Below are 24,681 nucleotides of genomic sequence, written 5' to 3'. Positions count from 1 at the left end.
GTAGTTTAAAATGGCTGGCATCGATACGCTATATCTGGTGATAAAAATATGCCAAATCTCGTCCTTGCTTCCACGTCTCCCTACCGCCGAATGCTGCTGGAAAAGCTCGGGATCCCGTTTGAATGCGCCGCGCCAGAGGTTGATGAGACGCCACAGCCGGGCGAATCACCGCGTCATCTGGTGATGCGTCTTGCTAAAGAGAAAGCGCAGTCGCTGGCCGCACGTTACCCCACACATTTGATTATAGGCTCAGACCAGGTTTGCGTGCTGGACGGCGAAATCACCGGCAAGCCCCATACGGAGGAGAACGCCTGCCAGCAGCTTCTGCGCGCGCGAGGCACTATCGTGACCTTTTATACCGGCCTGGCGCTTTATAACTCTGCCACCGGTCATCTGCAAACCGAATGCGAGCCGTTCGACGTACACTTTCGCCATCTCAGCGAGCAAGAGATCGTGGATTATGTGCGCCGGGAACGTCCGCTGAACTGTGCGGGAAGCTTTAAAAGCGAAGGACTGGGGATTGCGCTGTTCGACAAGCTGGACGGACGCGATCCCAACACGCTGGTGGGGTTACCGCTGATTGCCCTGTGTCAGATGTTAAGGCGAGAAGAGTGTAATCCGCTGACTATGTGACTTTTGCCCAGCGGCGCTTCGCTTGCATGGGCCTACTAAACTGCGGCCTGATGCCCTCACCCCGGCCCTCTCCCACAGGGAGAGGGAGCAAACATTAAAAACGACAACATTCGTTGCCGTTTTACGTTTACCTTAGCCGCGCAGAACCTTAAGACAGCGTTTCAACTGCTCGTCCAGCGGTGCTTCAATACGGATGACTTCCCCCGTATTAGGATGGGTAAACTTCAGCGCCGCCGCATGCAGGAACAGACGCGACAGTCCCGTCCCCGCCAGCTGCTTATCAAACTCGCGGTCGCCATAGCGGTCATCAAAGGCGATAGGGTGCCCTGCGAACTGCGTATGCACGCGGATCTGGTGAGTACGACCGGTCACCGGACTGCAGCGCACCAGCGTGGCAAACTCATAGCGCTCTTCAACTTTAAAGCGCGTCTCAGACGGTTTCCCTTCCTGGCTCACGCGGACAATACGTTCGCCGCTTTGCAGAATGTTCTTCAGCAGCGGCGCCTGCACCACTTTTACATGGGACTGCCACTGACCGCGCACCAGCGCCAGGTAGTCTTTCTGCATCCCTTTTTCACGTAGCTGTTCATGCAGAGAACGCAGGGCAGAACGCTTTTTCGCCACCAGCAGTACGCCAGAGGTGTCACGGTCAAGGCGGTGCACCAGCTCAAGAAAACGCGCTTCCGGGCGCAGGGCGCGCAGCCCTTCAATCACGCCGAAGCTCAGACCGCTGCCGCCATGGACAGCCGTTCCTGACGGTTTATTGAGCACCAGAATGTGGTCATCTTCGTACAGGATCACATCGCTCAGGGCCGCCACTTTCTGTAGCTTCGGTGAAACGGTCTCTTCTTCACGTTCCGCAACGCGCACCGGCGGAATACGTACTTCATCGCCCGCCTCAAGTTTGTACTCGGGCTTCACGCGTTTTTTGTTCACCCGCACCTCGCCCTTGCGCAGGATGCGGTAAATCATGCTCTTTGGTACACCTTTCAACTGGGTGCGCAAAAAGTTATCGATACGTTGCCCCGCGTCATCTTCGGCGATGGCAACCATTTTTACGGCTGGAGTCTCTGTTTTCATGGTTGGCGATTCTAAATATCGTCAGCCATTAGCGCCACTCATTTTTCTATGCTTATATTTACTTTTATCCGGCCAGCTCCCCGTTTCGCGCAACCGATTTGGTGGTTATTAAACCAATCGCCATTCTGAAGTGAAGAAACTGTGAGTAACCGGGTGATAATTGGTAAAAGTCATCTTGCTATAACCCGGCGAGCAGTGGAATAATGAGGCTGTTTTCCGTGTTAAATCCTGGTTAAGTAAGGATGTTGACGGAATGACCAATTTTGTCTGACCGATCATCCACGCAGCAATGGCGTAAGACGTATTGATCTTTCAGGCAGTTAGCGGGCTGCGGGTTGCAGTACTTCCCGGTATAAGGATTGTTCTCTGGAGAGTTCTACCCAGGCAATTCCCCTGATAATTGCGCTGTGTTTCCGTATGAAACACAGGCAACCGACACTCTGCGCCTCTTAAGCGAGCGACAACCGTGAGGTTGGCGACGTGAACAGACACGAGGCCATCGGTTCATACCCCGGAAAGCGTCACCTTGCCCGCAGCTTTGTCGTCAATGTAAGAATAACGAGTAAGTTACGATGAAAAGAATGTTAATCAACGCAACTCAGCAAGAAGAGTTGCGTGTCGCCCTTGTGGATGGGCAGCGCCTGTACGATCTGGATATCGAAAGTCCTGGACACGAACAGAAAAAAGCGAACATTTACAAAGGTAAAATCACCCGCATTGAACCAAGCCTTGAAGCTGCATTTGTCGATTACGGTGCTGAGCGTCATGGTTTCCTCCCTCTGAAAGAAATCGCCCGCGAATATTTCCCCGCAAACTACAACGCCCATGGCCGCCCAAACATCAAAGATGTTCTGCGTGAAGGTCAGGAAGTTATCGTTCAGATTGATAAAGAAGAGCGTGGCAACAAAGGTGCCGCACTGACCACCTTTATCAGCCTGGCAGGGAGTTATCTGGTTCTGATGCCTAACAACCCGCGTGCGGGTGGCATCTCTCGCCGTATCGAAGGTGATGACCGTACTGAGCTGAAAGAAGCGCTGGCAAGCCTCGAACTGCCTGATGGCATGGGGCTTATCGTGCGTACCGCAGGCGTTGGCAAATCAGCCGAAGCGCTGCAGTGGGACCTGAGCTTCCGTCTGAAGCACTGGGAAGCCATTCAGAAAGCAGCCGAAAGCCGCCCTGCTCCGTTCCTGATCCACCAGGAAAGCAACGTTATCGTGCGTGCCTTCCGTGATTATCTGCGTCAGGACATCGGTGAGATTCTGATCGATAACCCGAAAGTCCTTGAGCTGGCGCGCCAGCACATCGCCGCGCTGGGTCGTCCGGATTTCACCAGCAAAATTAAACTGTACACCGGTGAAATCCCGCTGTTCAGCCACTATCAGATCGAATCCCAGATTGAGTCCGCCTTCCAGCGTGAAGTGCGTCTGCCATCCGGCGGTTCTATCGTTATCGATACCACTGAAGCGCTGACCGCTATCGACATCAACTCCGCACGTGCAACGCGCGGTGGCGATATCGAAGAGACTGCCTACAACACTAACCTCGAAGCCGCTGATGAAATCGCCCGCCAGCTCCGCCTGCGCGACCTGGGTGGTCTGATTGTTATCGACTTCATCGACATGACCCCGGTACGCCACCAGCGTGCGGTTGAAAACCGTCTGCGCGAAGCGGTGCGTCAGGACAGGGCGCGTATCCAGATTAGCCATATCTCACGCTTTGGCCTGCTGGAGATGTCCCGTCAGCGTCTGAGCCCGTCTCTCGGCGAGTCCAGCCATCACGTTTGTCCGCGCTGCTCCGGCACCGGTACCGTGCGTGATAACGAATCTCTGTCCCTCTCCATTCTGCGTCTGATTGAAGAAGAAGCGCTGAAAGAGAACACCAAAGAGGTTCACGCTATTGTGCCAGTGCCCGTTGCCTCTTACCTGCTTAACGAAAAACGTGCAGCGGTAAGTGCGATTGAAGCGCGTCAGGGTGGCGTTCGCTGCATCATCGTGCCAAACGACCAGATGCAGACCCCACACTATCACGTGCTGCGCGTGCGTAAGGGCGAAGAGACGACCACCCTCAGCTACCTGCTGCCGAAGCTGCATGAAGAAGAGATGTCCCTGCCTTCCGATGAAGAGCCAGCCGAGCGCAAACTGCCAGAGCAGCCTGCATTAGCGACCTTCATCATGCCTGAAGCACCACCGGAAGCAGCCCTGGAAAAACCTGCGGCCAAACCTGCAGCGCAGAAACCAGAAGCCGCGGTAGCGAAAGCCCAGCCGGCACAGCCGGGTCTGCTGAGCCGCTTCTTTGGCGCGCTGAAGAAGATGTTTGCTGAAGAAGAAGTTCAGCCAGAGCAGCCGAAAGAAGAGCCAAAAGCGGCCAAGCCAGAGCGTCAGCAGGATCGCCGTAAGCGTCAGAACAACCGCCGCGATCGTAACGACCGCAGCGATCGCAATGACCGCAGCGAGCGTCGTGACAACCGTGACAATCGCTCTGAGAATAACGAAGGCCGTGAGCAACGCGAAGACAACCGTCGCAACCGTCGCGAGAAACAACAGCCGAATGTTGAAGATCGCGAAATTCGCCAGCAGGCGGGCGATGAGTCGGAGAAGAGCAAACAGCGTGACGACCAGCAGCCGCGCCGTGAACGCAGCCGTCGCCGTAACGACGAGAAGCGTCAGGCACAGCAGGAAGTCAAAAACCTGAACCGCGAAGAGCCTGTTGAACAGCAGGACGGCGAGCAGGAAGAACGCACTCAGGTAATGCCGCGTCGTAAGCAGCGCCAGCTTTCTCAGAAAGTTCGCTTCGCCTCTGAAGCAACCGAAGAGTCAGGCGCTATCGCGGTTGAAACCAGCGAGATCGCAACCGGTACACAAGTGGCAAAAGTTGACCTGCCAGCGGTCGTTGAAAACAACGTTGAGCAGGATGATAACGGCGAAAACCGTGATAACGCCGGTATGCCGCGCCGTTCACGTCGTTCTCCACGTCATCTGCGCGTCAGCGGCCAGCGCCGTCGTCGCTATCGTGACGAGCGTTACCCGGCTCAGTCGCCAATGCCGCTGACCATTGCCTGTGCTTCGCCAGAAATGGCCTCCGGCAAAGTCTGGATCCGCTACCCGGTTGCTCGCCCGGAGCAGGTTGTTGAAGAACAGCCTGTAACCGAAGAGGTGATTGCACCCGCAGCCGCGGTAGAAGCTGTCGTGACTGAAGCAGCAACCGTGGTTGAACCTCAGGTTGTTGAAGCTGAAGCACCTCACGCAGTGGAAGTTGAAACCACCCATCCAGAAGTGATTGCCGCGCCGGTTGATGCCGCGCCGCAGCTTATCGCCGAAGAAGATGCCGTGGTGGCTGAGGAAGTGGCTGAAGAGGCTGAACCTGTAGCCGCAGTGGAAGACACCGCTGAAACCCTGGTTGAAACCACCACTGAAGAAGTCGTTCAGGACGTTGAGATTCAGGTTGAACCGGTTGTCGAAGAAGCGAAAGCGCCAGAGGTGAAACCTGAGCCGGTTGTTTCTGCACCAGCCGCTGCCCACGTGGCGACAGCACCAATGACGCGCGCTCCGGCGCCGGATTACGTGCCTGAAGCCCCGCGTCACAGCGACTGGGTACGCCCGGCGTTCAGCTTCGACGGTAAAGGCGCTGCAGGCGGCCACAGTGCAACGCATCAGGCGACTGCACCGGCGACGCGTCCGCAGTCTGTCGAATAACGACGCTGAAAGTAAAAAGCCGACCTTCGGGTCGGCTTTTTTTATGGCTGCTGCACGGGCTTTCTCATTCCGGTCACCTCAGGCATGACCTGGCGCATCAACTCCAGAAAACGCCGCAAGCGTGCCGGATAATAGCGGGACCAGGGGTAAACCAGATGCACCGGTAACGCCGCTGGCTGCCACTCTGGCAGCAAATGCACCAGCTGCCCTTCCCGAATATCATCCTGTACCGTCCAGCTGGATACCACCGCCACGCCAAGGCCGGTGAGTGCAGTGTTGCGTGCGACATACAGGCTATCGGTGCTCAACCGTGGCGTAATAGCAATCCGCGCGGTGGCGGGTGATGCATCGTGAAAAAGCTCCACATGGCGCTGGTAGAATGAGCTAATCGCTATCCAGGGAAACTGCTGCAAATCCTCCGGCGTGGTAACCGTTGGGAAACGGGCCAGAAGTGCCGGTGAAGCCACCACCGAGCGCGGCACTTCGGCCAGCAGCACGGACACGGTCGCCGGATCGACTTCCACGCCCACCCGAATCGCACAGTCAAGGTTGTCGCCGAGAAAGTCCGCCGACCGATCGTTGAGCATCCACTCAATCGAAAGCTGCGGATAGCGTTGCAAAAACTCGGTTACCGGTTTCAGAAGCTGATCCTGACCAAACGCGTGAGGAGCGCGCACCCGCAGCACGCCTACCGGCTCATCTTCCGTCTGCCCCACCTCATCTTCCAGCGCCAGCCAGCTGTCAATCACCCGACGGGCGTGCTGATAGCAGCGCTCGCCGTCATCCGTCAGCCGCGTCGTGTGGGTGGTGCGCAATATCAGGCGCACGCCCAGCATGGTCTCCAGCGACTGTAACCGTCTGCTTACCGTGGCCTGGGTAGTGGCCAGCTGCCGCGCCGCCGCTGAGAGAGAGCCCGCCTCCACAATACGAACAAACGTCCGCATTAACTCCACCCTGTCTATACGCTCAGCTCTTTTCATCGCATTTTCATTTATACGTTCAACGTATAAGCGTTTTACCACCGGGCCCGCTACCGTCGCAAGGCGTACTGATAAAAAATAGCCTCACACGACGAATGAGGAACATCTTATGAACACAACAACCGCCGCCCATGCCGTGAGCCGCTGGGTAATCTTAATGCTGGCGATAGGTGCAGGTTTCAGCGTGGCATCTATCTATTATGCCCAGCCTCTGCTGCCGCTGATGGGCGCAGACCTTCACCTGAGTATCGAAGGAATGGGCCTGGTCCCGACGCTCACCCAGGCGGGATATGCCCTGGGGATCCTGTTCCTGCTGCCGCTCGGCGATCGCCACGACCGCAGGACGTTAATCCTGATAAAGAGTGCGGCGCTGGCGCTGTTTCTTCTCGGCTGTAGCCTGACCGGGCAGATCCATTCTCTCCTGCTGGCAAGCCTGCTCATCGGCATGGCCGCCACCATGGCACAGGATATCGTCCCTGCCGCAGCCATCCTTGCGCCGGAAGGTAAACAGGGGAAAACCGTGGGCACGGTAATGACCGGGCTGCTGATGGGTATCTTATTATCCAGAACCGTGAGCGGCGTGGTGGGCGAAGCGTTTGGCTGGCGCGTCATGTACCAGCTGGCGGCGGCGAGCATTGCGTTCGTCGGGGTGATGATGTGGTTTGTGCTTCCCCGTTTTGCCATTCACTCCACGCTGAGCTACCCGGCGCTGATGCGCTCAATGGAACATCTGTGGCGTCGCTATCCGGCGCTGCGCCGTGCGGCGCTGGCTCAGGGCTTTCTGTCGATTGCCTTTAGCGCCTTCTGGTCTACGCTTGCGGTCATGCTGCTGGAACGCTATCACCTGGGTAGTGCCGTAGCGGGTGGTTTTGGTATTGCAGGTGCCGCCGGTGCGTTAGCTGCCCCGCTGGCAGGGGGTCTGGCGGACAAACTGGGCGCAGGAAAAGTCACGCAGATTGGTGCCGCTCTTGTGACCGTTTCATTCGCCCTGATGTTCCTGATGCCCGCGCTGGGCGTTCATGGACAGCTGATTCTGATCGCCATCTCCGCCGTTGGGTTCGATCTGGGTCTGCAGTCCAGCCTGGTCGCTCACCAGAACCTGGTATACAGCCTTGAACCGCAGGCGCGCGGTCGTCTCAACGCCCTGCTCTTTACGGTGGTCTTTATCGGGATGGCGCTGGGTTCCGCGTTAGGCAGCAATATCTACTCGCTGGCCGGCTGGACGGGCGTGGTCGCGCTGGCGACGGTCTGTGGCGTCATTGCGCTGGCAATCCGTCTGATAGAAAGTGCACGAGTCACCTCCGCATCAGCAGAAGTTGCATAAAAAAAATGCCCAATCCAGACGGATTGGGCAGTAAAACATGCCCAGTTTCAAGACATGTTCCAAGAGGTCAAGATGTTATTTGTTCAGCTGGAACAGAGACATGCCCTGCATATCGCTAAACGCTTTATAAGACGCCTGCAAGGCCGCCTGCTGCATGGTGTAAGAGGAAATCGCTTCGTTCCAGTCAACATCAACCAGGTCACTCATCTGCTTGGTCTGACCCAGCGCGCGGTCATCACCCAGCGTGTCGAGTTTTTCCAGCTCGTTCATCTTGGTTCCCACATCCGCAACGACCGTCAGGATATTGTTCTGGGAGTTTTTGATGCCGATTTGCGCATTGGCAATCACCTGGCTTTGCGCCGTTGCGGCAGCCGGATCGTTCTCAATCGGTGTCTTCAGCGAGGCAATAGCAGAATCCAGGATTTTGAACATGTTGGTCTGGCCATATCCACCGCCCGGCAGCTGTTCCGCATTACTGGTAATGCTTTCGAAAATTTGCTGGCCGGTATGGCTAATGGTCATATTTCGCGCCGTATCAACCTGCTGCGTGATGGCCTCAGCGCCGCCGTTGTAATCCCCGGTCGCGGCATCAAACGGTGCGCTCTCGGTTTTGTATCCCGCAAAGATAAAACGACCATTACCATCCGTCGTGTTGGCCAGGTTCATCAGCTGATCGCGGATCCCCTGAATATCGGTTGCCAGAGAAAGACGGTCGTCATCGCTTAATGTGCCGTTTGACGCATAAACGAGCTTCTCGCGCACGCTTGAGATCGCAGTGTTGACCTGGGTTAACACGTTATCTTCCAGCGAGACCTTCTGCGTTGCAAAGGTACGCGCGAGCGCAAACTGGCTGTTTTGCGACTGAGACTGTGACAGAACGATGGCCTGCGACGCGGCGATAGGATCGTCCGAAGGACGATTGACGCGCTTGCCGGTGGACATCTGCTCACCGTAGCTCAGCCATCTGCTCTGGGAATCGGTGATCCCACGCATGTTCTGCTCATACATCATCTGGGTGCTAATACGCATTGTTCACCTCAACCTTAACGAATGTTGATAATTGCATCGAAGAGCGTACTGGCAGTTTGTAGCACCTGGGCATTGGCCAGGTAATACTGCTGATAACGCTGCAAATTGCCATACTCTTCGTCGAGGTTTACCCCAGAGATGGTCTGCTGCTGCTTGATTAACTGCGTTTCCACGTTGGCTTTCGTCTGGCTACTCACCTTCAGTGACGCCGTTGAGCTACCGACGGTACTGACGAGAGAGGCATACGCATCGTTGAAGGTTTTATTTCCACCCACCACTTTGCCGTTTTGCAGATCGAGCAGTTTCTGGCCGTTACGGTTGTCACTTTCGCCGCCGTTCTGCACAGATGCCATCGCCAGTTTGGACTCGTCGCTGATCGCGAGATCCATGTTCATGATGACGTTGGAAACAGGCTTCACGGTAAAGCTGTCTTTGGTATTTGCCGTGCCGCTCACGTTGACGTTAAGGCCATCAAACGACAGATTGCCGCTGGCATCCGGGCTCATCGTAAAGCTGGTTTTGTCTGACGTGCGGGTGATCGTCCAGTCAGTGCCGTTAAACTGCAGCTTATAGTCTGTCGCCTGGACCTGTTTGCTGTCCGCCACAGAAGCCGTAACAACGGCAGAGCCGCCGTTCTTGCTGTTGGACAGGACCGCCGGAGAACCGAAGTTGAACAGCTTACCGCCCGCATCACCGTTCGCATCAAAACCGGCTTCATGCTGCGTGTTCATCGCGTCGGCAAAGGCCAGCGCCATCTGGTTCAGGCTGTTACGGGCTTTATCCAGATCTTCAGCACGAAATGTCAGTAAACCGCCTAAAGAACCGGTGGTGATAAATTTCTCGGGGATCTCAATATTACCCGCCACGTCATCGACGTAGGCGATAGTCGTACGAGCCGGATCGGCGCTGGACTTCACGGCCGCCAGCTGGCTGGCTTTGCTGCCCTGCACCAGGCTGTAACCGTTGCCGAGAGAGATATTAAACGTGCCGCTATCCTGCACGGAGACTTCCACGCCCACGATTTTGTTCAGTTCAGTCACGAGCTGATCGCGCTGGTCGAGCAGATCGTTAGGCGATGCGCCCGCACCGACGCCGGTCAGACGGGAGATCTGATCGTTCAGGTTCGCAATCTGTTTGGCATAGTTGTTGATCTGAGACACGCTGGTCCCAATCGCGGTATTGACCTGCGTATCCTGGTCACGCAGATACTGATCGTTGGTTTTGAACTGATTGACCAGACCGCCCGCTTTACCCAGCACCGTCTGACGTGCTGCCGGGTCTTCCGCGTTGCTCACCAGGGTTTGCAGGCTTTTGAAGAAGTCCTGCAGGGTGGTGGAAAGCGAGTTGGTGGTATCGGAGAGCACATCGTCAATTTTTGACATCTGCTGATAGCGCGTCGTCAGACCGCTGCTCTGCGTCTGCGCGGCGCGCAGCTGGTTGGTGATGAAGGCGTCATACTCACGCTGGACACCGGAGACATAAACCCCGTTACCCACCCAGCCACCGCCGGTCAGCGTGCTGTTAGATGCGCCCAGCACCGTGGTCTGGCGGGTGTAACCTGCCACGTTATAGCTTGAAATATTATTACTGACGGTATTGAGTGCCGACTGCGCGGCACTGAGGCCACTCATGGCGCTGTTAATCAAACTGGACATGGGGGTTCCTTTTATACGTTCAGACACGAGTCCTGATGAAGGTTATCGGCAACCTCCACCGGGACTTGAGAACTTTCAGAACAGATTTTCAATATCTGTGCTATAGGCTTTGCTGACCTTCTCGCCCATGGATTTCAGCTGCTGGATCATGCTGGTGAGCTTGCGTGCATAGTTCGGGTCAGTCGCGTAGCCCGCGTTTTGTAAGGCCTGAGCGCCCTGCTCCGCCGTCGCCGCCTGCGTAACGGCGGTATAACGCGGATTTCGGCTCAGCAGGCCAACGTAGTCGGACAATGCTTCCAGATAGGAGCTGTAGACGCGGAATTTTGCTTTGACCTTCACCGCCGCACCGTTCTCGTATTCGGTGGTCGTGATCTCCGTTGTTGGTCCCTTCCAGCTGGAGGTGGCCTTGACGCCGAAGATGTTGAAGCTCGGATCGCCGTTTTCCTTGCGGATCTGACGCTGACCCCAGCCCGACTCCAGCGCGGCCTGTGCCAGAATCAGGTGATGCGGCACGCCGCTCTGTTCGCTGGCAAGGCGCGCGGGCAGAGAAAGCTGCGCCAGGAAGTCTTTGCTGTCACCGGAGAGCGGCTCATCGCCGCTGCCCGTGGCTTTTGGCATCGCTTTACGCACCATTTGTGTCAGAGCCTGGTTCTGATAACTGGTCACCGTTTCCAGGTCGAACTTCATCGGCACCTGCTGCGTCTGATCCTGAGGCTGAATGCCCTGCGCGGCTTCGGTCTGTTTCACAATCATGTCAGCCAGACCGAGGCCTTTACCGGCGGTCATCTGCTGCGCAATCTGCTGGTCATACATGCTGGTGTAGAGACGCGTTGAATCACTGCTGAACATCCCGTCTTTCGGCAGGGTTTCACGCATGCTTTTCAGCATCATCTGTACAAACATCCCTTCCACCTGGCGGGCGACCGGGCGGATGTTCGCCGCCGGGTCTTTGCCTGCTTTGGTTTTCAGTTCGTTGAGCGACTGGGCGTCCCAGGCTGCACTGGTCAACAGTTTGCTATCGGTCAGCATTAGATGATTTCCAGTTTGGCGCGCAGGCAGCCCGCGCTTTGCATGGATTGCAGGATGGACATCAGATCCATCGGCGTTGCGCCCAGGGCGTTCAGGGCGCGCACCACGCTGTTCAGGTTGGCGCTGGAGCGAACGCTCTGCAGCGACCCGCCGCTCTGACGCATATCAATCTGCGTTTGCGGCGTCACCACCGTCTGACCGCCACCAAATGGCGTATTCGGCTGGCTCACGTTCGCGGAGCGGTTTACCGTCACGGAGAGGTTCCCCTGCGCCACGGCACAGCTGTCCAGCGACACTTCACGGTTCATCACCACCGAGCCGGTACGGGAGTTGATGATCACTTTCGCATCCTGGACCGGAACGTTCACTTCCATATTCTGGATATCCGCCAGCATGCGCACCTGGTTGCTGCTGCCGGTGGAGGTGCGGATCTGCACGGTGCGCGCGTCGAGTGCCGTTGCATTACCGTAGCCGCGGCTGCGGTTGATGGTATCGGCAATTTGCTGCGCCATGGTGAAGTCTTCATTATTAAGCTGCAGGTTGATGGTGTTGCCCGCGCCAAACTGGGTCGGCAGTTCACGCTCAATGATCGCACCGTTGGTGATACGGCCACCGTTCAGCTGGTTCACCTGCACGCTGCTTCCGCCTGCGGATGCCCCCGCGCCGCCAACCAGAATGTTCCCCTGCGCCAGCGCATAGACCTGGCTGTCAACGCCTTTCAGCGGGGTCATCAGCAGCGTACCGCCGCGCAGGCTTTTGGCGTTACCCATTGAGGAGACCACCACATCAATGGTCTGCCCCTGACGCGCAAACGCCGGGTAGGACGCAGTGACCATTACCGCGGCCACGTTTTTCAGCTGCATGTTGGTTCCCGCCGGCACGGTAATGCCGAGCTGGGAAAGCATGTTGTTCAGGCTTTGGGTGGTGAACGGCGTCTGGGTCGTCTGGTCACCGGTACCATCCAGACCAACCACCAGGCCATAGCCAATCAGGGAGTTTTCACGAACGCCCTGAACGCTGGTAAGGTCGCGAATACGGTCAGCCTGGGCAAATGTTGCCACCAGCGCGAGCGCCACGGCGAAGATCGATTTAAACATGGGTCACCTCGCTTACATCGGCGATAAATTAAGGAAGAAGCGCTGCAGCCAACCCATATTTTGTGCTTCATTGATATAGCCGTTACCGACGTACTCAATGCGCGCATCCGCCACCTGGGTGGACGGAACGGTGTTGGTGCCGCTGATGGTGCGAGGGTTAACCACGCCCGAGAAGCGAATGAATTCAGTGCCCTGGTTGATGGCGATCTGTTTTTCACCCACAACGTGCAAGTTGCCGTTAACCAGTACCTGGTCAACCGTGACCGTCAGCGTACCGCTGAAGGTGTTGCTGGCGTTCGCGCCGCCTTTGCCGTTAAAGGTATTGCCGCCGGACGCGTTCACATCAGCGCGCGCGTTGCCGAACAGCCCTTCGAGATAGCGTGGCACGGTATCGAAGCCAAAATTGGTTTTGCCATCGCGGCTGGCGTTCGCCGACGAGCTCTTGCTCGCGCTGACGTTTTCCTGCAGCACAATGGTCAATGTATCGCCGACGTTACGCGGGCGGCGATCTTCAAACAGCGGCTGATAGCCGTAATTAATCGGCTGCGCGGTCTGGAAAATGGAGCCGTTTACCACTGGCGAGGGGCCAGGAACGGGTTGGGCAGTCGTCGCACCCTGGACCAATGGTTTAGACGGGATCAAAGCACACCCGCTGAGGGTGACAGCCAGAACAGTCAGTATCGGATAACGAAACGCCGCGTTTTTTTGCATTGCCTTCATCTTCGAAAACAGGGAGCCGGTGCGGCGTTTACCGCACCGGGCTACACCTTAGAGTTGCGTCAGTTTCTGCAGCATCTGGTCGGTCGTCGACACTGCTTTACTGTTAATTTCATACGCGCGCTGGACCTGGATCATATTCACCAGCTCTTCCGCCACGTTCACGTTGGACGTTTCAACATAACCCTGGTACAGCAGACCCGCGCCGTTCAGGCCCGGGGTGCTCTCATTCGGCGTACCGGAGGATTGCGTTTCGGTGTAGAGGTTCTCACCAATGCTTTCCAGACCGGTATCGTTCATGAAGGTGGTCAGGTTGAGCTGCCCGACCTGAACCGGCGCGGCCTGTCCCTGCTGGGTTACGCTGACCACACCGTCACGTCCGATGGTGATGCTCAGGGCGTTCGCCGGGATGGTAATCGCAGGCTGAACCTGGAAACCGCCCGCCGTCACCAGCTGGCCGTTCTGATCGACCTGGAATGAACCGTCGCGGGTATAGGCAGAGGTCCCGTCAGGCAGCTGCACCTGGAAGAAGCCCTGGCCTTTGATTGCCACGTCTTTACTGTTGTTGGTCTGAGACAGGTTGCCCTGGCTGTGCAGACGCTCGGTGGCCACCGGACGAACACCGGTACCGATCTGCAGACCCGACGGCAGCGTCGTCTGTTCAGAAGACTGCGCGCCCGGCTGACGGATAGTTTGATAAAGCAAATCTTCGAAAACGGCACGCTGACGCTTGAAACCATTGGTGCTCACGTTTGCCAGGTTGTTGGCAATCACGTCCATATTGGTTTGCTGGGCGTCCAGGCCAGTTTTCGCGATCCATAAAGAACTGATCATAAGGAGTCCTGTTAACTCATAGCCAGAAGTTGGTTAGCCTTGCCCGCGTTTTCATCGACGCTGCTGATGATCTTCATCTGCATTTCAAAACGACGGGCGCTGGCAATCATGTCGGTCATGGCTTCGACCGGCTTGACGTTGCTGCCTTCCAGAACGCCGGACATCACGCGGATGCTCGGATCGGCCTGTAACGTGGCGCCACGCGTCGCCTGCGCCGCCTGGGTCAGACGGAACATGCCGTCGTCGCCGCGCTGCACGTCTTTGGCTTCCGCTTTCACCAGCTTCAGACGTCCGACGGGCGCAACGGTATTGGCCGGGTCGCCCGGGTTCAGCGCCGAAATGGTACCGTCCGCGGCGATAGTCAGCTCAGAGCCTTCCGGCACGGTCAGCGGACCCGCTTCCCCCATTACCGGATGACCCTGAATCGTCAGCTGGCCCGTCGCGCTCACCTGAATATTGCCGTTACGGGTATAGCCTTCGCTGCCGTCCGCAGTTTGCACCGCCAGCCAGCCGTCCTGCTGCAGGGCAACGTCCAGCGGGCGCGAGGTGTAGTCCATCTGCCCAGGCGTCATATCTGCGCCAGGGGTTGATGCCGTCACCAGCGTACGGGTCGGCAGGGACAGCCCTTCAACCGGCACCGCGCGCAGCGCATTAAGCTGCGCGCGAAAGCCCGGCGTAGAGGCGTTTGCCAGGTTGCTGGCGGTAACGGCCTGCTGATTGAGCGTCTGACTTGCCGCGCCCATCGCGGTATATATTGCGTGATCCATTGCGCTTTCCTGTTAGCCGCTTAACGCAGGTTAACCAGCGTGTTGAGGATCTGGTCCTGGGTTTTGATGGTCTGCGCGTTCGACTGATAGTTACGCTGCGCGACGATCATGTTCACCAGTTCTTTACTCATATCCACGTTGGAAGCTTCCAGCGCGCCGTTGGTCAGCTTGCCGAAGTTACCGGTGCCTGCGGTACCCAGCAGCGCCACGCCGGAGGACTGAGTGGCAGACCAGACGTTGTCGCCTTCCGATTTCAGGCCTTCGTTGTTGGCGAAGTTTGCCAACACGATCTGGCCCAGAACCTGAGACTGTTCGTTAGAGTAGCTTCCCACCACGGTGCCATCGTCGTTGATCTGGTAGCTCACCAGGTCGCCAGGCTTGTAGCCGTTCTGATTGGTTGCCACAACGCTGTTTGCACCGGTGTTCTGCTGCATGGAGTTCTGGAAGCTCAGGGAGAAGGTCGCCGCCGTCGCACCGCTGACAGAACCCGTGGTGATGTTAATGGCCGGCGTGGCGTTTGGCGTTGCGCTCAGTACACCCGCAGCGTCGTAGTTGTAGACACCCGCCAGGTTACCGTTCGCATCAAAGTTCATCTGCGCCGCTTTCGCTGCTGTAGAACCCGCAACGCTGCCGTCCTGAGTGTAAAGATCCCATTTATTGTTGGCCGTCTTCACGTAGTAGACGTACATGTTGTGGGCGTTACCCTGGCTGTCGAATACGGTCACGGTCCCTTTTTTGTTATAGGTATCCGGGTTGGTCGCATCGAACGGGGCAGTTTGAACAGGATCGGTTGAGTTCAGGTTGATCTGCTGCGTCGCGGTGGTGGTTGATTTCGCCGCCATCAGGGTATTCGGGATAGTAATCGCCTGAGGGTTCGCACCGGTCTGAACGGTTGGAGGCGTTCCAGCTACCGGGTAGCCCGTCAGCTGCATGCCCTGCATGTTAACCAGCGTACGGTTTTCGTCCAGTTTGAACTGGCCGTTACGGCTGTAGAACACAGAACCGTTGGAATCGACCATACGGAAGAAACCGTTCTGGCTGATAGCAACGTCCAGACCACGACCGGTGTTGGTGGTGGTACCGTCGGTAAAGTCCTGAGTGATGCCCGCAACTTTCACGCCCAGGCCGACTTTGGAACCGGCAAACATGTCCGCAAATGAAGCAGAACCGGATTTAAAACCATAGGTCGCGGAGTTGGCGATGTTGTTGCCAATGACGTCCAGGTTGGTGGCCGCAGCATTCAGGCCGCTGACCGCTTGAGAAAAGGCCATGACTTACTCCTGATAAGTGTTAAGGCTTAGATAATCTGCCGAACTTCGTCGAGTGTGGTGGAACCAGAGGTTCCCAAATCCAGTTTGTTGCCGTCGCTTCCTTTAATCACGCCCTGGACCAGCGCGAACTGCAGCGGCTGCGCCACCAGCTGGGTCGTCCCGTTGCTGGCGCTGATCGCTACTTTGTAAGAACCGTTTGGTGCTTTAGTGCCGTCGGTCAGGCTGCCATCCCACGTAAAGGTGTGAACGCCCGCCTTCAGCTCACCGATATCAATGGTGCGAACTACCACGTTATTGGCATCCATGATCGTTGCAGTGACCTTCTCAGCCGCCTGCTGGAGCTCAACGCCAAACGGCGTGGTGGTCGTTGTAGTGTTGCCTTCAGTGGTGCTGGTGCCCGCCAGAATCGTGGTTCCCGGGATCATCACCCCGTGGCCAATCAGGCTTGCCGCCTGCAGAGACTGGGCACTGTTGATCTGCCCGGAGACGGAGCCGAGGGTGGTGTTGAGTTTCTCAATGCCGCTCACGGTGCTGATCTGCGCAAGCTGCGTGGTCAGTTCGTTGTTCTGCATTGGGTTGGTGGGATCCTGGTTCTTAAGCTGCGCCACCAGCAGCGTCAGAAAGCTGCCCTGAAGATCGGAGGCATTGCTCCCGGTGAGGGAGTTAGAACCCGTCGTACTCTTCGTGTTATTAACACCCGAGTTCGTAGGATCATTCACATTTACGGCGATGGACATGCATGTCTCCTTTACTGGCCGAGAGTGAGCGTTTTGAGCATCATGCTCTTCACGGTATTCAGCACTTCAACGTTGGCCTGGTAGCTGCGGGAAGCCGACATGGAGTTCACCATCTCACCCACCACATCCACGTTTGGCATTTTCACGTATCCGCTGGCATCCGCGAGCGGGTTACCCGGCTCATACACCAGTCTGTCCGGCGCCTGGCTCTCTACCACATCAGACACCTTCACGCCGCCCGTCGCCGCGCCCGGCGCAGCATCGACCTGAAAGACAACCTGTTTGGCACGATAAGGCTGGCCGTCTGGTCCGGTTACGCTGTCGGCGTTCGCCAGGTTGCTGGCAGCCACGTTCAGGCGTTTGGACTGCGCGGTTAACGCCGAACCGGCAATATCAAAAATATTCAACAAGGCCATCTATCAGTTCCCCCCCTGCAGGACGTTCATCATGCCTTTGATTTGTCCGCCGAGTACGGTCAGGCCCGTCTGGTATTTCAGACTGTTATCGGCAAACTGGGTACGCTCCCGGTCCATATCCACGGTGTTACCGTCGAGTGAGGGCTGATCGGGAATGCGGTAAAGTAAATCGGTCGCTGGCGCGGTCATCGCCTGAGCAGGAATATGGCGAGAGGATGTCATGGCAAGTGCAACACCCGTTCCTTCGGCACGTCCACGCTCCATCACCTTTTTGAGTTCACTGGAAAAATCAATATCGCGCGCCTGAAACCCTGGGGTATCGGCGTTAGCGATGTTGGCGGCTAAAATCTCCTGCCGCTGGGCGCGTAAATTGAGCGCTTCCTGCTGAAAACGTAACGCGGCGTCGAGTTTATCGAGCATGTCTCCTCCGCTGATGGCAAAATTTCAGTTCACAGCTTAAATCTCACCCGGTCTCCCCTATCGACGGAATAAGCGCAAAATGCGTCGCTATTTATTGCGTTGATGCAAAACCACTGCAGGTAGAATTCATTCAACTCTGGAAACGGTGGAACTTGCGATGCAAACGTTAAAACGTGGCCTGGTGGCAACTTTCTTGCTGTTTAGCCCTCTGGTGCAGGCTGAAGGCTTACAGGATCGGCTTACGGCTTTTTTTGCTGAAAAGCTGGCGGGCTTTAGCGATGAGGTTAACGTTACCGTGCGCACCCCACCGAATCTGTACCCGACCTGTGACCAACCGTCATTCAGCGTGACGGGAACCACCCGGCTGTGGGGAAATGTGAACGTGCTGGCACGCTGCGCGAACGAAAAACGCTATTTACAGGTTGCAGTTCAGGCGACGGGCAATTATGTTGTCGCCGCCGTGCCCATTGCGCGCGGCAGCGTGCTGCAGACGAACAGCGTGACGTTAAAACGCGGCCGTCTGGACCAGCTGCCTCCACGCACCATGCTGGAAATGAACCAGGCACAGGACGCCGTCAGCCTGCGCGATGTCGCACCCGGCCAGCCGATACAGCTCTCAATGCTGCGTCAGTCATGGCGGGTAAAAGCGGGTCAACAGGTGATGGTGGTGGCCAACGGAGATGGCTTTAGCATCAACAGTGAAGGGAAAGCGTTAAACAATGCCGCGGTGGCGCAAAACGCCCGCGTCAGAATGTCCTCAGGCCAGGTGGTGAGCGGAACCGTCGATTCTGATGGGAATATTCTGATTAACCTATAATCTTTTTAAAGATTTCGCGGCGCGTGCCGATAAATATTCCACTAATGATGATGTCAGGCGCAAACGCCGCGAACCCTCGATGAGGACAACACTATGAGCATTGATCGTACATCAGCCCTGAAGCCGGTAAGCGCTGTACAACCTCGCGAAACGAATGACGCTCCTGCGCAGAAAACGCGTCTGGAAAAACCGTCAACGTCCAACAGCACCAGCGTGACCCTGAGCGACGCACAGGCAAAACTGATGCAGCCAGGCAGCAACGATATCAATATGGAACGTGTTGAAGCGCTGAAAACGGCTATTCGTAACGGTGAGCTGAAAATGGACACCAGCAAAATCGCTGACGCCCTGATTCAGGAAGCACAGAGTTTCTTACAGAGTAACTAACCGTATGAGTCGACTGTCAGAAATACTGGATCAAATGACGGTTGTTCTTAACGACCTGAAAACGGTAATGGACGCTGAACAGCAGCATCTCTCTTCCGGTCACATCAACGGCAGCGCGCTGCAGCGTATTACTGAAGATAAGAGTTCGCTACTGGCGACGCTGGATTATCTGGAGCAGCAGCGCCGCGCTGAGCAGGATCCTAAGCGTAGCGCCAATGACGATATTATTGAGCGCTGGCAAACCATTACCGAAAAAACCCAGCACCTGCGCGACCTTAACCAGCACAACGGCTGGCTACTGGAAGGTCAGATTGAGCGTAATCAGCAGGCGCTTGAGGTATTGAAACCGCATAAAGAAACCGGACTGTACGGTGCGGATGGTCAAACAGCGACTGCGCGTATTGCGGGAGTTAAAAAGATTTCGATTTGACGCCTGTGCGACAAATCATGCAGCGGGGAGCACCATAAGGTGAACTCCCCTTTTGGCGTTTATGCCGTACGGCGGGCAAACTCTTTCACTTTGAACCCCAGCACCGCGAGCGTGGCAAAGTAAGCCACCACCCCGACGCCTACCACGGCCATCAGCCGCATCAGGCGATAAGGCATGGTGCCCAGGGACCACTCCGGCATCACGTACATCATGCCGAGCAGCGCGGCTGACATCACCAGTACCGCAACGATCAGACGTACCAGGAAACTTCCCCACCCCGGCTGCGGCGTGAAAATATCCTGCTTGCGCAGCTGCCAGTACAACAGCCCGGCATTCAGACAGGCCGCCAGACCAATAGACAGCGACAGGCCGGCATGCTTCAGCGGACCAATAAACGCCAGGTTCATCAGCTGGGTCATAATCAGCGTCACGATGGCAATTTTCACAGGCGTTTTGATGTCCTGACGCGAGTAGAACCCGGGCGCCAGCACCTTGACGACGATCAGCCCCATCAAGCCGACCGAGTAGGCAATCAGCGCGCGCTGGGTCATAGCGGCATCAAAGGCGGTGAATTTCCCGTACTGGAAGAGCGACACCGTCAGCGGTTTGGCCAGAATACCCAGCGCCACCGCGCTTGGCAGGGCCAGCAGGAAGCAGAGACGTAAACCCCAGTCCATCAGGCGGCAATATTCATCATGATTGCCGCTGGCAAAGCTTTTCGACAGCGACGGCAGCAGGATGGTCCCCAGCGCCACGCCCAGCACCCCGGACGGGAACTCCATCAGACGGTCGGCGTAGTACATCCAGGAAACCGAGCCGGACACGAGGAAAGAGGCAAAGATGGTGTTGATGATAAGCGAGATCTGGCTGACGGAGACGCCGAGAATGGCGGGCCCCATCTGCTTGATCACGCGCATCGCCCCGGCATCTTTGAGATTGATGCGCGGCAGCACCAGCATGCCGATTTTTTTCAGATGCGGCAGCTGGTACGCCAGCTGCAGCACGCCGCCGACGGTAACCGCCCAGGCCAGCGCCAGCACCGGCGGGTTGAAGTGCGGCGCGGCGAACAGGGCAAAACCGATCATGCTGACGTTGAGAAACGTTGGCGCAAACGCCGGGACAGAGAAGCGGTTCCAGGTGTTCAGGATCGCCCCCACCAGCGAGGCCAGCGAGATGAGCAGAATATAGGGGAAAGTAATGCGCAGTAGCTGAGAGGTCAGCGCAAATTTGTCAGCCGTATCGGCAAAACCGGGCGCGGTCACCATAATCACCCACGGCGCGGCCAGCATCCCGAGTACGGTCACCACCGCCAAAGCCAGCGTCAGCAGCCCGGAGACATAAGAAACAAAGACGCGCGTCGCGTCTTCACCCTGCTTGCTTTTATATTCCGCCAGAATGGGCACGAATGCCTGGGAAAACGCCCCTTCAGCAAAAATACGACGCAGCAGGTTCGGCAATTTGAACGCGACGAAAAAGGCGTCCGTGGCCATCCCTGCACCAAATACCCTTGCCACAATGGCGTCGCGCGCAAAACCCAGCACGCGGGAAAACATGGTCATCGAGCTGACGGCCGCCAGCGATTTTAATAAGTTCATTAACGTGAATTTCCAGAACCATACGGATTTGTAGACCGGGTTAGCGTAAGCGCCACCCGGCAAAACCAACAAGCGGCGCTTAGTCTAACCGGATTTCAACGAATTACTATCCGCAGATGTTACAGCGAGTTATTCGCTCATGGCATCGCGCCAGAGCCTTTCCACAATGCGCTGCGCCAGAATGGCCTGCTCGCCAGACGTTTCAGGAACCGTCTGATTTTGCACGCAGGTGATAAAGTGGCGGGCGCATCCTGCGAAACCGCGCTGCTCGAGGGTGCTCTGCCAGCCTGGCGCCGGGAGCGTCACCACGCCGTTGCCCTTCTCTTCCCGCCATTCGCGCATGTCCGTAATGTCGTACAGCGCGCCCTCGGTCACCGCCTGCACGGATTCACGCTGGCTTCCCGCCCGACGGTGCATGCTGGTAGTAATCTGAAGATGCTCAACGGCAAAGTGGTGCTCCGCGTAGACCATCTGCCCCTGGTCATTCGTTAACAGGGTACCGCTCTTCAGCTGCGCATGGCCGTTGCTCAGCCACAGCGCCGTATCCACAACGTGCAGATAATCATCCAGAAGGGTGAAGCGCAGATCGTTTGGCCCAATGCTGTCGGTGCGGTGCTTATCCATCCGCAGCGAGGCGAGCGTGTCCGACTGCGCCTTCAGCTGCTGGTAAAGCGGCGCGAAGCGGCGGTTGAAGCCCACCATCAGCGTCAGTTTTTTGCGCGCGGCCAGCTCAATCAGACGTTCGGCATCCTGAATATTTTCCGCCAGCGGCTTATCCACGCAGACGTGAACCCCCGCATTGAGCAGCTCGCTTACCACCTGATAGTGGGTTGCCGTTGAGGTATGCACAAAGACCGCATCACACTCGCAGGCCAGATCCTGCAGGGAGGCAGCATACGGAATGCGCCAGGTTTCGCAGATACGTTCTGCCTTTTCTCGGGTGGGTGACCATGCCCCTTGCAGGGTCCAGTCCGTTGCTGCACCTAAAACAGGCAGCCAGGCTTTTTGCGCGATGCCGCCGAGCCCCACCACGCCTACGCGTAATCTTTTCACCGTCAGTCTCCCAAATGTGCCAGCAACGCATCCAGACGCTGTTTCAGCCCGGCGACCTCGTCTTCCAGCGCCTCTACGCGCGCGGCAAGAGTGTCATTGCTTGCTGAGGATCCCGCGTCGCTATCCACGGTTGCGACATCGACATCGCCGCTGAACAGATGCATATAGCGGCTTTCACGTTTGCCCGGCTCGCGCGCCAGTCGCACCACGTATGGGCCGTCTTCGCGAGAAGCCAGCCCTTCCAGGGTCTGCTCGACCTCCTGCATATCGCTGAACTCATGCATACGGGAAGCGCGCGTGCGCAGCTCTCCCGGCGTCTGCGCCCCGCGCAGCAGCAGCGTGGTGATGACCGCCACTTCCGCACTGCTCAGCTTCAGGTCGCCGAATTCGGAGTTACAGAAGCGCTGTTCGTATTTGGTCACGCGGTTGCCGAAGCCGCTGACAGTGCGCAGATAGTGGCGTTTTACCAGCGCATCCAGCACGTCCTGAACCTCATGCTCGCTGAGGTTCATCACCGGCTCGCGGTTGGTCTTCTGGTTGCAGGCCATGGTCACGGCGTTGACGGAGAGCGGATACTGCTCCGGCGTGGTGACCTGTTTTTCGAGTAAGCACCCAATCACGCGCGCTTCTGTACCGTTTAGCTGATACTTCATCTTTTCTCCTTAACGACCTGCGGTCCAGTCCCGGGTGGTTAACGCCGTCAGAACGTGGTCGCGCCACTCTCCGTCTATCAGCAGATAGTCTTTGGCGTAACCCTCTTTCTCGAACCCTAAGCGGGCCAGCAAATTGCCGCTGCGCTGATTGTGCGGCATATAGTTCGCCATAATGCGATGGATATGCTGCGTGCGTTGCATATAGCGGATCGCCACCGTTAACGCCTCGTACATCAGCCCCTGCCCCTGCCATTTCTGGCCGATGGAGTAGCCAAGGTAGCAGGCGTGAAACGACCCGCGCACCACGTTTGAAAAGTTGGCGATCCCGATAATTTCTTTCTCTTCAGGATCCAGCAGCGCGAAATAAAACGCGCTGCCCTGCTTGTGAAATTCCGTAATCATGCTGAGGCGCGCCTGCCAGCCGGAAGGGTAACAATGGCTCTCATCCCGAACGGGTTCCCAGGGTTTTAAAAACTGGCGATTCTCGGCGTAATAATCCGCCAGACGCCAGGCATCACGCTCATACACCAGACGAACGACCAGCCTGTCCGTTGTCAGACGCACTTTTGGCACATTGCTGCGATAGCCAAACATCGATACCACTCCTTCCCGTCACTTCTGCTGACCCATTAGCTTTACTATACCTGCGCCTGTGCCGTCTGTGAAAACAGTGACATACCATTTTCACCTCTTTTCACATTTTTCGATGAGAACTCTCTATCAAAGCACCCTTTTGATAAAAAAATATTGTCACCCACGGGGGTGGGAAAAAACGCGGCGACACCGCAGAATGTTAGCGTGCTCACCTTCTTATTTTCCCTGGAGGGAAAATGTCCCGCGTATCACAGGCCAGGAGCCTGGGTAAATATTTCCTGCTCGTCGATAACATGCTGGTCGTGCTCGGCTTTTTTGTCGTTTTTCCGCTGATATCGATCCGCTTTGTCGATCAGATGGGCTGGGCGGCATTAATGGTTGGCATTGCCCTGGGGCTACGCCAGTTTGTCCAGCAGGGCCTGGGCGTCTTTGGCGGGGCCATTGCCGACCGCTTCGGCGCTAAGCCGATGATCGTTACCGGTATGCTGCTGCGCGCGGCAGGCTTTGCCACGATGGCGGTCGCCCAGGAGCCATGGCTGCTCTGGTTCTCCTGTTTCCTCTCCGGTATCGGCGGCACGCTGTTCGATCCGCCACGCACCGCGCTGGTGGTGAAGCTTATTCGCCCCCAGCACCGCGGCCGTTTCTTCTCGATTCTGATGATGCAGGACAGTGCCGGGGCGGTTATCGGCGCCCTGCTGGGAAGCTGGCTGCTGCAGTATGACTTCCGTCTGGTCTGCGCCGCTGGGGCGGTGCTCTTTATTCTGTGCGCGCTGTTCAATGGCCTGTTCCTGCCCGCCTGGAAACTGTCGACGGTCAAAGCGCCGGTCCGGGAAGGGCTTGGCCGCGTCCTGCGCGACAGGCGTTTTGTCACCTATGTGTTGACCCTGACGGGATACTACATGCTGGCTGTACAGGTCATGCTGATGCTGCCGATCATGGTTAACGACATCGCGGGGACCCCTGCAGCCGTTAAATGGATGTACGCCATCGAAGCCTGCCTGTCGTTAACGCTGCTCTATCCGATTGCCCGCTGGAGCGAACGGCGTTTTCGTCTGGAGCATCGCCTGATGGCCGGGCTGTTCCTGATGACGCTGAGCATGATGCCGATCGGCCTGGTGAACTCTCTCCAGCAGCTGTTTACGCTGATTTGCACGTTCTATATTGGCTCGATCATCGCCGAACCTGCCCGTGAAACGCTGAGCGCCTCTCTTGCGGATGCGCGTGCGCGCGGCAGCTATATGGGTTTCAGCCGGCTGGGGCTGGCGCTTGGCGGCGCATTAGGTTACGCCGGTGGCGGCTGGTTGTTTGATGCCGGAAAAGCGTTAAGCCAGCCTGAACTCCCGTGGATGATGCTCGGCGCGGTGGGCTTTATGACGCTCCTTGCCCTGTGGTGGCAGTTCAGCCCGAAGCGCAGCGCGAGCGGGATGCTCGAGCCTGGCGCGTAGCCTTTCCCTCGGGCGGGAGCCCCTCC

The 24,681-nt window shown here is 57.1% G+C and carries 24 protein-coding genes; 7 read left to right on the top strand and 17 right to left on the bottom strand.

Features of this window, described 5'->3' with window-relative positions; genetic code table 11:
• Positions 1-48: 48 nt before the first annotated feature.
• Positions 49-633, top strand: a complete 585-nt coding sequence (locus ACERY3_RS04780; RefSeq protein ID WP_039261893.1) for a nucleoside triphosphate pyrophosphatase — start codon at positions 49-51, stop codon at positions 631-633.
• 132 nt (positions 634-765) lie between these two features.
• Here the strand turns inward: ACERY3_RS04780 and rluC are convergent, their stop codons facing one another.
• The gene (rluC, locus tag ACERY3_RS04775; RefSeq protein WP_024909023.1) at positions 766-1,713 is read right to left on the bottom strand and encodes a 23S rRNA pseudouridine(955/2504/2580) synthase RluC; all 948 of its coding nucleotides are present in this window, start codon (positions 1,711-1,713) and stop codon (positions 766-768) included.
• A gap of 572 nt (positions 1,714-2,285) precedes the next feature.
• Here rluC and rne point away from each other — a divergent pair.
• Positions 2,286-5,405: a ribonuclease E gene (gene rne / locus ACERY3_RS04770; protein ID WP_373225172.1), complete on the top strand. Its 3,120-nt coding sequence runs from the start codon at positions 2,286-2,288 to the stop codon at positions 5,403-5,405.
• Positions 5,406-5,446: 41 nt separating this feature from the next.
• On the opposite strand, the gene ACERY3_RS04765 is transcribed toward rne, so the two are convergent.
• Entirely contained in the window at positions 5,447-6,349 is a 903-nt protein-coding gene (locus ACERY3_RS04765; protein ID WP_373225171.1) for a LysR family transcriptional regulator, read from the bottom strand.
• Positions 6,350-6,494: 145 nt separating this feature from the next.
• Here ACERY3_RS04765 and ACERY3_RS04760 point away from each other — a divergent pair, with 145 nt between their 5' ends.
• Positions 6,495-7,709: an MFS transporter gene (locus ACERY3_RS04760; protein ID WP_096151212.1), complete on the top strand. Its 1,215-nt coding sequence runs from the start codon at positions 6,495-6,497 to the stop codon at positions 7,707-7,709.
• A gap of 75 nt (positions 7,710-7,784) precedes the next feature.
• On the opposite strand, the gene flgL is transcribed toward ACERY3_RS04760, so the two are convergent.
• The 11 genes from flgL to flgB all read right to left on the bottom strand — a co-directional run bounded on the left by flgL (position 7,785) and on the right by flgB (position 17,681).
• On the bottom strand, positions 7,785-8,738 hold the full coding sequence (gene flgL / locus ACERY3_RS04755) for a flagellar hook-associated protein FlgL (protein WP_023311143.1): 954 nt from the start codon (positions 8,736-8,738) through the stop codon (positions 7,785-7,787).
• Positions 8,739-8,752: 14 nt separating this feature from the next.
• The gene (gene flgK, locus ACERY3_RS04750) at positions 8,753-10,393 is read right to left on the bottom strand and encodes a flagellar hook-associated protein FlgK (protein ID WP_039261885.1); all 1,641 of its coding nucleotides are present in this window, start codon (positions 10,391-10,393) and stop codon (positions 8,753-8,755) included.
• A 75-nt stretch (positions 10,394-10,468) separates the two neighbouring features.
• Positions 10,469-11,422, bottom strand: coding sequence for a flagellar assembly peptidoglycan hydrolase FlgJ (gene flgJ / locus ACERY3_RS04745; RefSeq protein ID WP_033145206.1), 954 nt, complete (start codon positions 11,420-11,422; stop codon positions 10,469-10,471).
• Positions 11,422-12,519, bottom strand: coding sequence for a flagellar basal body P-ring protein FlgI (locus ACERY3_RS04740; RefSeq protein WP_029740346.1), 1,098 nt, complete (start codon positions 12,517-12,519; stop codon positions 11,422-11,424). The genes flgJ and ACERY3_RS04740 overlap by 1 nt, the downstream gene beginning before the upstream one ends.
• A gap of 12 nt (positions 12,520-12,531) precedes the next feature.
• The gene (gene flgH, locus ACERY3_RS04735) at positions 12,532-13,230 is read right to left on the bottom strand and encodes a flagellar basal body L-ring protein FlgH (RefSeq protein WP_148243242.1); all 699 of its coding nucleotides are present in this window, start codon (positions 13,228-13,230) and stop codon (positions 12,532-12,534) included.
• A gap of 57 nt (positions 13,231-13,287) precedes the next feature.
• Positions 13,288-14,070 (bottom strand): flagellar basal-body rod protein FlgG, encoded by a 783-nt coding sequence (gene flgG, locus ACERY3_RS04730; RefSeq protein WP_008500810.1) that lies wholly within the window; start codon positions 14,068-14,070, stop codon positions 13,288-13,290.
• Between the two features lie 11 nt (positions 14,071-14,081).
• Positions 14,082-14,837 carry a flagellar basal body rod protein FlgF gene (locus ACERY3_RS04725; RefSeq protein ID WP_033145205.1) on the bottom strand — a complete coding sequence of 252 codons (756 nt, stop codon included), beginning with the start codon at positions 14,835-14,837 and terminating at the stop codon, positions 14,082-14,084.
• Positions 14,838-14,857: 20 nt separating this feature from the next.
• Positions 14,858-16,108 (bottom strand): flagellar hook protein FlgE, encoded by a 1,251-nt coding sequence (flgE, locus tag ACERY3_RS04720; protein ID WP_039261882.1) that lies wholly within the window; start codon positions 16,106-16,108, stop codon positions 14,858-14,860.
• A 26-nt stretch (positions 16,109-16,134) separates the two neighbouring features.
• On the bottom strand, positions 16,135-16,845 hold the full coding sequence (gene flgD, locus ACERY3_RS04715) for a flagellar hook assembly protein FlgD (RefSeq protein WP_029740349.1): 711 nt from the start codon (positions 16,843-16,845) through the stop codon (positions 16,135-16,137).
• A gap of 11 nt (positions 16,846-16,856) precedes the next feature.
• Positions 16,857-17,261 (bottom strand): flagellar basal body rod protein FlgC, encoded by a 405-nt coding sequence (flgC, locus tag ACERY3_RS04710; RefSeq protein ID WP_008500814.1) that lies wholly within the window; start codon positions 17,259-17,261, stop codon positions 16,857-16,859.
• 3 nt (positions 17,262-17,264) lie between these two features.
• Positions 17,265-17,681 (bottom strand): flagellar basal body rod protein FlgB, encoded by a 417-nt coding sequence (flgB, locus tag ACERY3_RS04705; RefSeq protein ID WP_023311135.1) that lies wholly within the window; start codon positions 17,679-17,681, stop codon positions 17,265-17,267.
• A gap of 157 nt (positions 17,682-17,838) precedes the next feature.
• Between flgB and flgA the strand changes: the two genes are divergently transcribed.
• The 3 genes from flgA to flgN all read left to right on the top strand — a co-directional run bounded on the left by flgA (position 17,839) and on the right by flgN (position 19,315).
• Positions 17,839-18,498: a flagellar basal body P-ring formation chaperone FlgA gene (gene flgA / locus ACERY3_RS04700; protein WP_023311134.1), complete on the top strand. Its 660-nt coding sequence runs from the start codon at positions 17,839-17,841 to the stop codon at positions 18,496-18,498.
• 93 nt (positions 18,499-18,591) lie between these two features.
• Positions 18,592-18,885: a flagellar biosynthesis anti-sigma factor FlgM gene (gene flgM, locus ACERY3_RS04695; RefSeq protein WP_023311133.1), complete on the top strand. Its 294-nt coding sequence runs from the start codon at positions 18,592-18,594 to the stop codon at positions 18,883-18,885.
• Positions 18,886-18,889: 4 nt separating this feature from the next.
• Positions 18,890-19,315, top strand: coding sequence for a flagella biosynthesis chaperone FlgN (gene flgN / locus ACERY3_RS04690; protein WP_008500818.1), 426 nt, complete (start codon positions 18,890-18,892; stop codon positions 19,313-19,315).
• A gap of 59 nt (positions 19,316-19,374) precedes the next feature.
• Here flgN and murJ read toward each other — a convergent pair whose 3' ends face one another.
• The 4 genes from murJ to rimJ all read right to left on the bottom strand — a co-directional run bounded on the left by murJ (position 19,375) and on the right by rimJ (position 23,210).
• Positions 19,375-20,910: a murein biosynthesis integral membrane protein MurJ gene (murJ, locus tag ACERY3_RS04685; RefSeq protein WP_023311131.1), complete on the bottom strand. Its 1,536-nt coding sequence runs from the start codon at positions 20,908-20,910 to the stop codon at positions 19,375-19,377.
• Between the two features lie 129 nt (positions 20,911-21,039).
• Positions 21,040-21,963, bottom strand: a complete 924-nt coding sequence (locus ACERY3_RS04680) for a Gfo/Idh/MocA family protein (protein ID WP_373225170.1) — start codon at positions 21,961-21,963, stop codon at positions 21,040-21,042.
• A gap of 2 nt (positions 21,964-21,965) precedes the next feature.
• A complete protein-coding gene (locus ACERY3_RS04675; protein WP_373225169.1) occupies positions 21,966-22,616 on the bottom strand; it encodes a YceH family protein in 651 nt (216 codons plus the stop codon).
• 9 nt (positions 22,617-22,625) lie between these two features.
• On the bottom strand, positions 22,626-23,210 hold the full coding sequence (gene rimJ, locus ACERY3_RS04670) for a ribosomal protein S5-alanine N-acetyltransferase (RefSeq protein ID WP_306699269.1): 585 nt from the start codon (positions 23,208-23,210) through the stop codon (positions 22,626-22,628).
• Between the two features lie 236 nt (positions 23,211-23,446).
• On the opposite strand from rimJ, the gene mdtH reads away from it, so the two are divergent.
• Positions 23,447-24,655, top strand: a complete 1,209-nt coding sequence (mdtH, locus tag ACERY3_RS04665) for a multidrug efflux MFS transporter MdtH (RefSeq protein WP_039261870.1) — start codon at positions 23,447-23,449, stop codon at positions 24,653-24,655.
• The last annotated feature ends 26 nt before the right edge of the window (positions 24,656-24,681 follow it).

The sequence above is a fragment of the Enterobacter cloacae complex sp. ESBL7 genome (assembly GCF_041679625.1).
Classification (GTDB): domain Bacteria; phylum Pseudomonadota; class Gammaproteobacteria; order Enterobacterales; family Enterobacteriaceae; genus Enterobacter; species Enterobacter asburiae_B.
This window is presented reverse-complemented; position numbering and strand designations above follow the sequence as displayed.

Excerpts from the sequence above, each read along its gene's own strand:
- ACERY3_RS04780 (WP_039261893.1), top strand. The coding sequence starts at position 49 with ATGCCAAATCTCGTCCTTGCTTCCACGTCTCCCTACCGCCGAATGCTG.
- rluC (WP_024909023.1), bottom strand. The coding sequence starts at position 1,713 with ATGAAAACAGAGACTCCAGCCGTAAAAATGGTTGCCATCGCCGAAGAT.
- rne (WP_373225172.1), top strand. The coding sequence starts at position 2,286 with ATGAAAAGAATGTTAATCAACGCAACTCAGCAAGAAGAGTTGCGTGTC.
- ACERY3_RS04765 (WP_373225171.1), bottom strand. The coding sequence starts at position 6,349 with ATGCGGACGTTTGTTCGTATTGTGGAGGCGGGCTCTCTCTCAGCGGCG.
- ACERY3_RS04760 (WP_096151212.1), top strand. The coding sequence starts at position 6,495 with ATGAACACAACAACCGCCGCCCATGCCGTGAGCCGCTGGGTAATCTTA.
- flgL (WP_023311143.1), bottom strand. The coding sequence starts at position 8,738 with ATGCGTATTAGCACCCAGATGATGTATGAGCAGAACATGCGTGGGATC.
- flgK (WP_039261885.1), bottom strand. The coding sequence starts at position 10,393 with ATGTCCAGTTTGATTAACAGCGCCATGAGTGGCCTCAGTGCCGCGCAG.
- flgJ (WP_033145206.1), bottom strand. The coding sequence starts at position 11,422 with ATGCTGACCGATAGCAAACTGTTGACCAGTGCAGCCTGGGACGCCCAG.
- ACERY3_RS04740 (WP_029740346.1), bottom strand. The coding sequence starts at position 12,519 with ATGTTTAAATCGATCTTCGCCGTGGCGCTCGCGCTGGTGGCAACATTT.
- flgH (WP_148243242.1), bottom strand. The coding sequence starts at position 13,230 with ATGCAAAAAAACGCGGCGTTTCGTTATCCGATACTGACTGTTCTGGCT.
- flgG (WP_008500810.1), bottom strand. The coding sequence starts at position 14,070 with ATGATCAGTTCTTTATGGATCGCGAAAACTGGCCTGGACGCCCAGCAA.
- ACERY3_RS04725 (WP_033145205.1), bottom strand. The coding sequence starts at position 14,837 with ATGGATCACGCAATATATACCGCGATGGGCGCGGCAAGTCAGACGCTC.
- flgE (WP_039261882.1), bottom strand. The coding sequence starts at position 16,108 with ATGGCCTTTTCTCAAGCGGTCAGCGGCCTGAATGCTGCGGCCACCAAC.
- flgD (WP_029740349.1), bottom strand. The coding sequence starts at position 16,845 with ATGTCCATCGCCGTAAATGTGAATGATCCTACGAACTCGGGTGTTAAT.
- flgC (WP_008500814.1), bottom strand. The coding sequence starts at position 17,261 with ATGGCCTTGTTGAATATTTTTGATATTGCCGGTTCGGCGTTAACCGCG.
- flgB (WP_023311135.1), bottom strand. The coding sequence starts at position 17,681 with ATGCTCGATAAACTCGACGCCGCGTTACGTTTTCAGCAGGAAGCGCTC.
- flgA (WP_023311134.1), top strand. The coding sequence starts at position 17,839 with ATGCAAACGTTAAAACGTGGCCTGGTGGCAACTTTCTTGCTGTTTAGC.
- flgM (WP_023311133.1), top strand. The coding sequence starts at position 18,592 with ATGAGCATTGATCGTACATCAGCCCTGAAGCCGGTAAGCGCTGTACAA.
- flgN (WP_008500818.1), top strand. The coding sequence starts at position 18,890 with ATGAGTCGACTGTCAGAAATACTGGATCAAATGACGGTTGTTCTTAAC.
- murJ (WP_023311131.1), bottom strand. The coding sequence starts at position 20,910 with ATGAACTTATTAAAATCGCTGGCGGCCGTCAGCTCGATGACCATGTTT.
- ACERY3_RS04675 (WP_373225169.1), bottom strand. The coding sequence starts at position 22,616 with ATGAAGTATCAGCTAAACGGTACAGAAGCGCGCGTGATTGGGTGCTTA.
- rimJ (WP_306699269.1), bottom strand. The coding sequence starts at position 23,210 with ATGTTTGGCTATCGCAGCAATGTGCCAAAAGTGCGTCTGACAACGGAC.
- mdtH (WP_039261870.1), top strand. The coding sequence starts at position 23,447 with ATGTCCCGCGTATCACAGGCCAGGAGCCTGGGTAAATATTTCCTGCTC.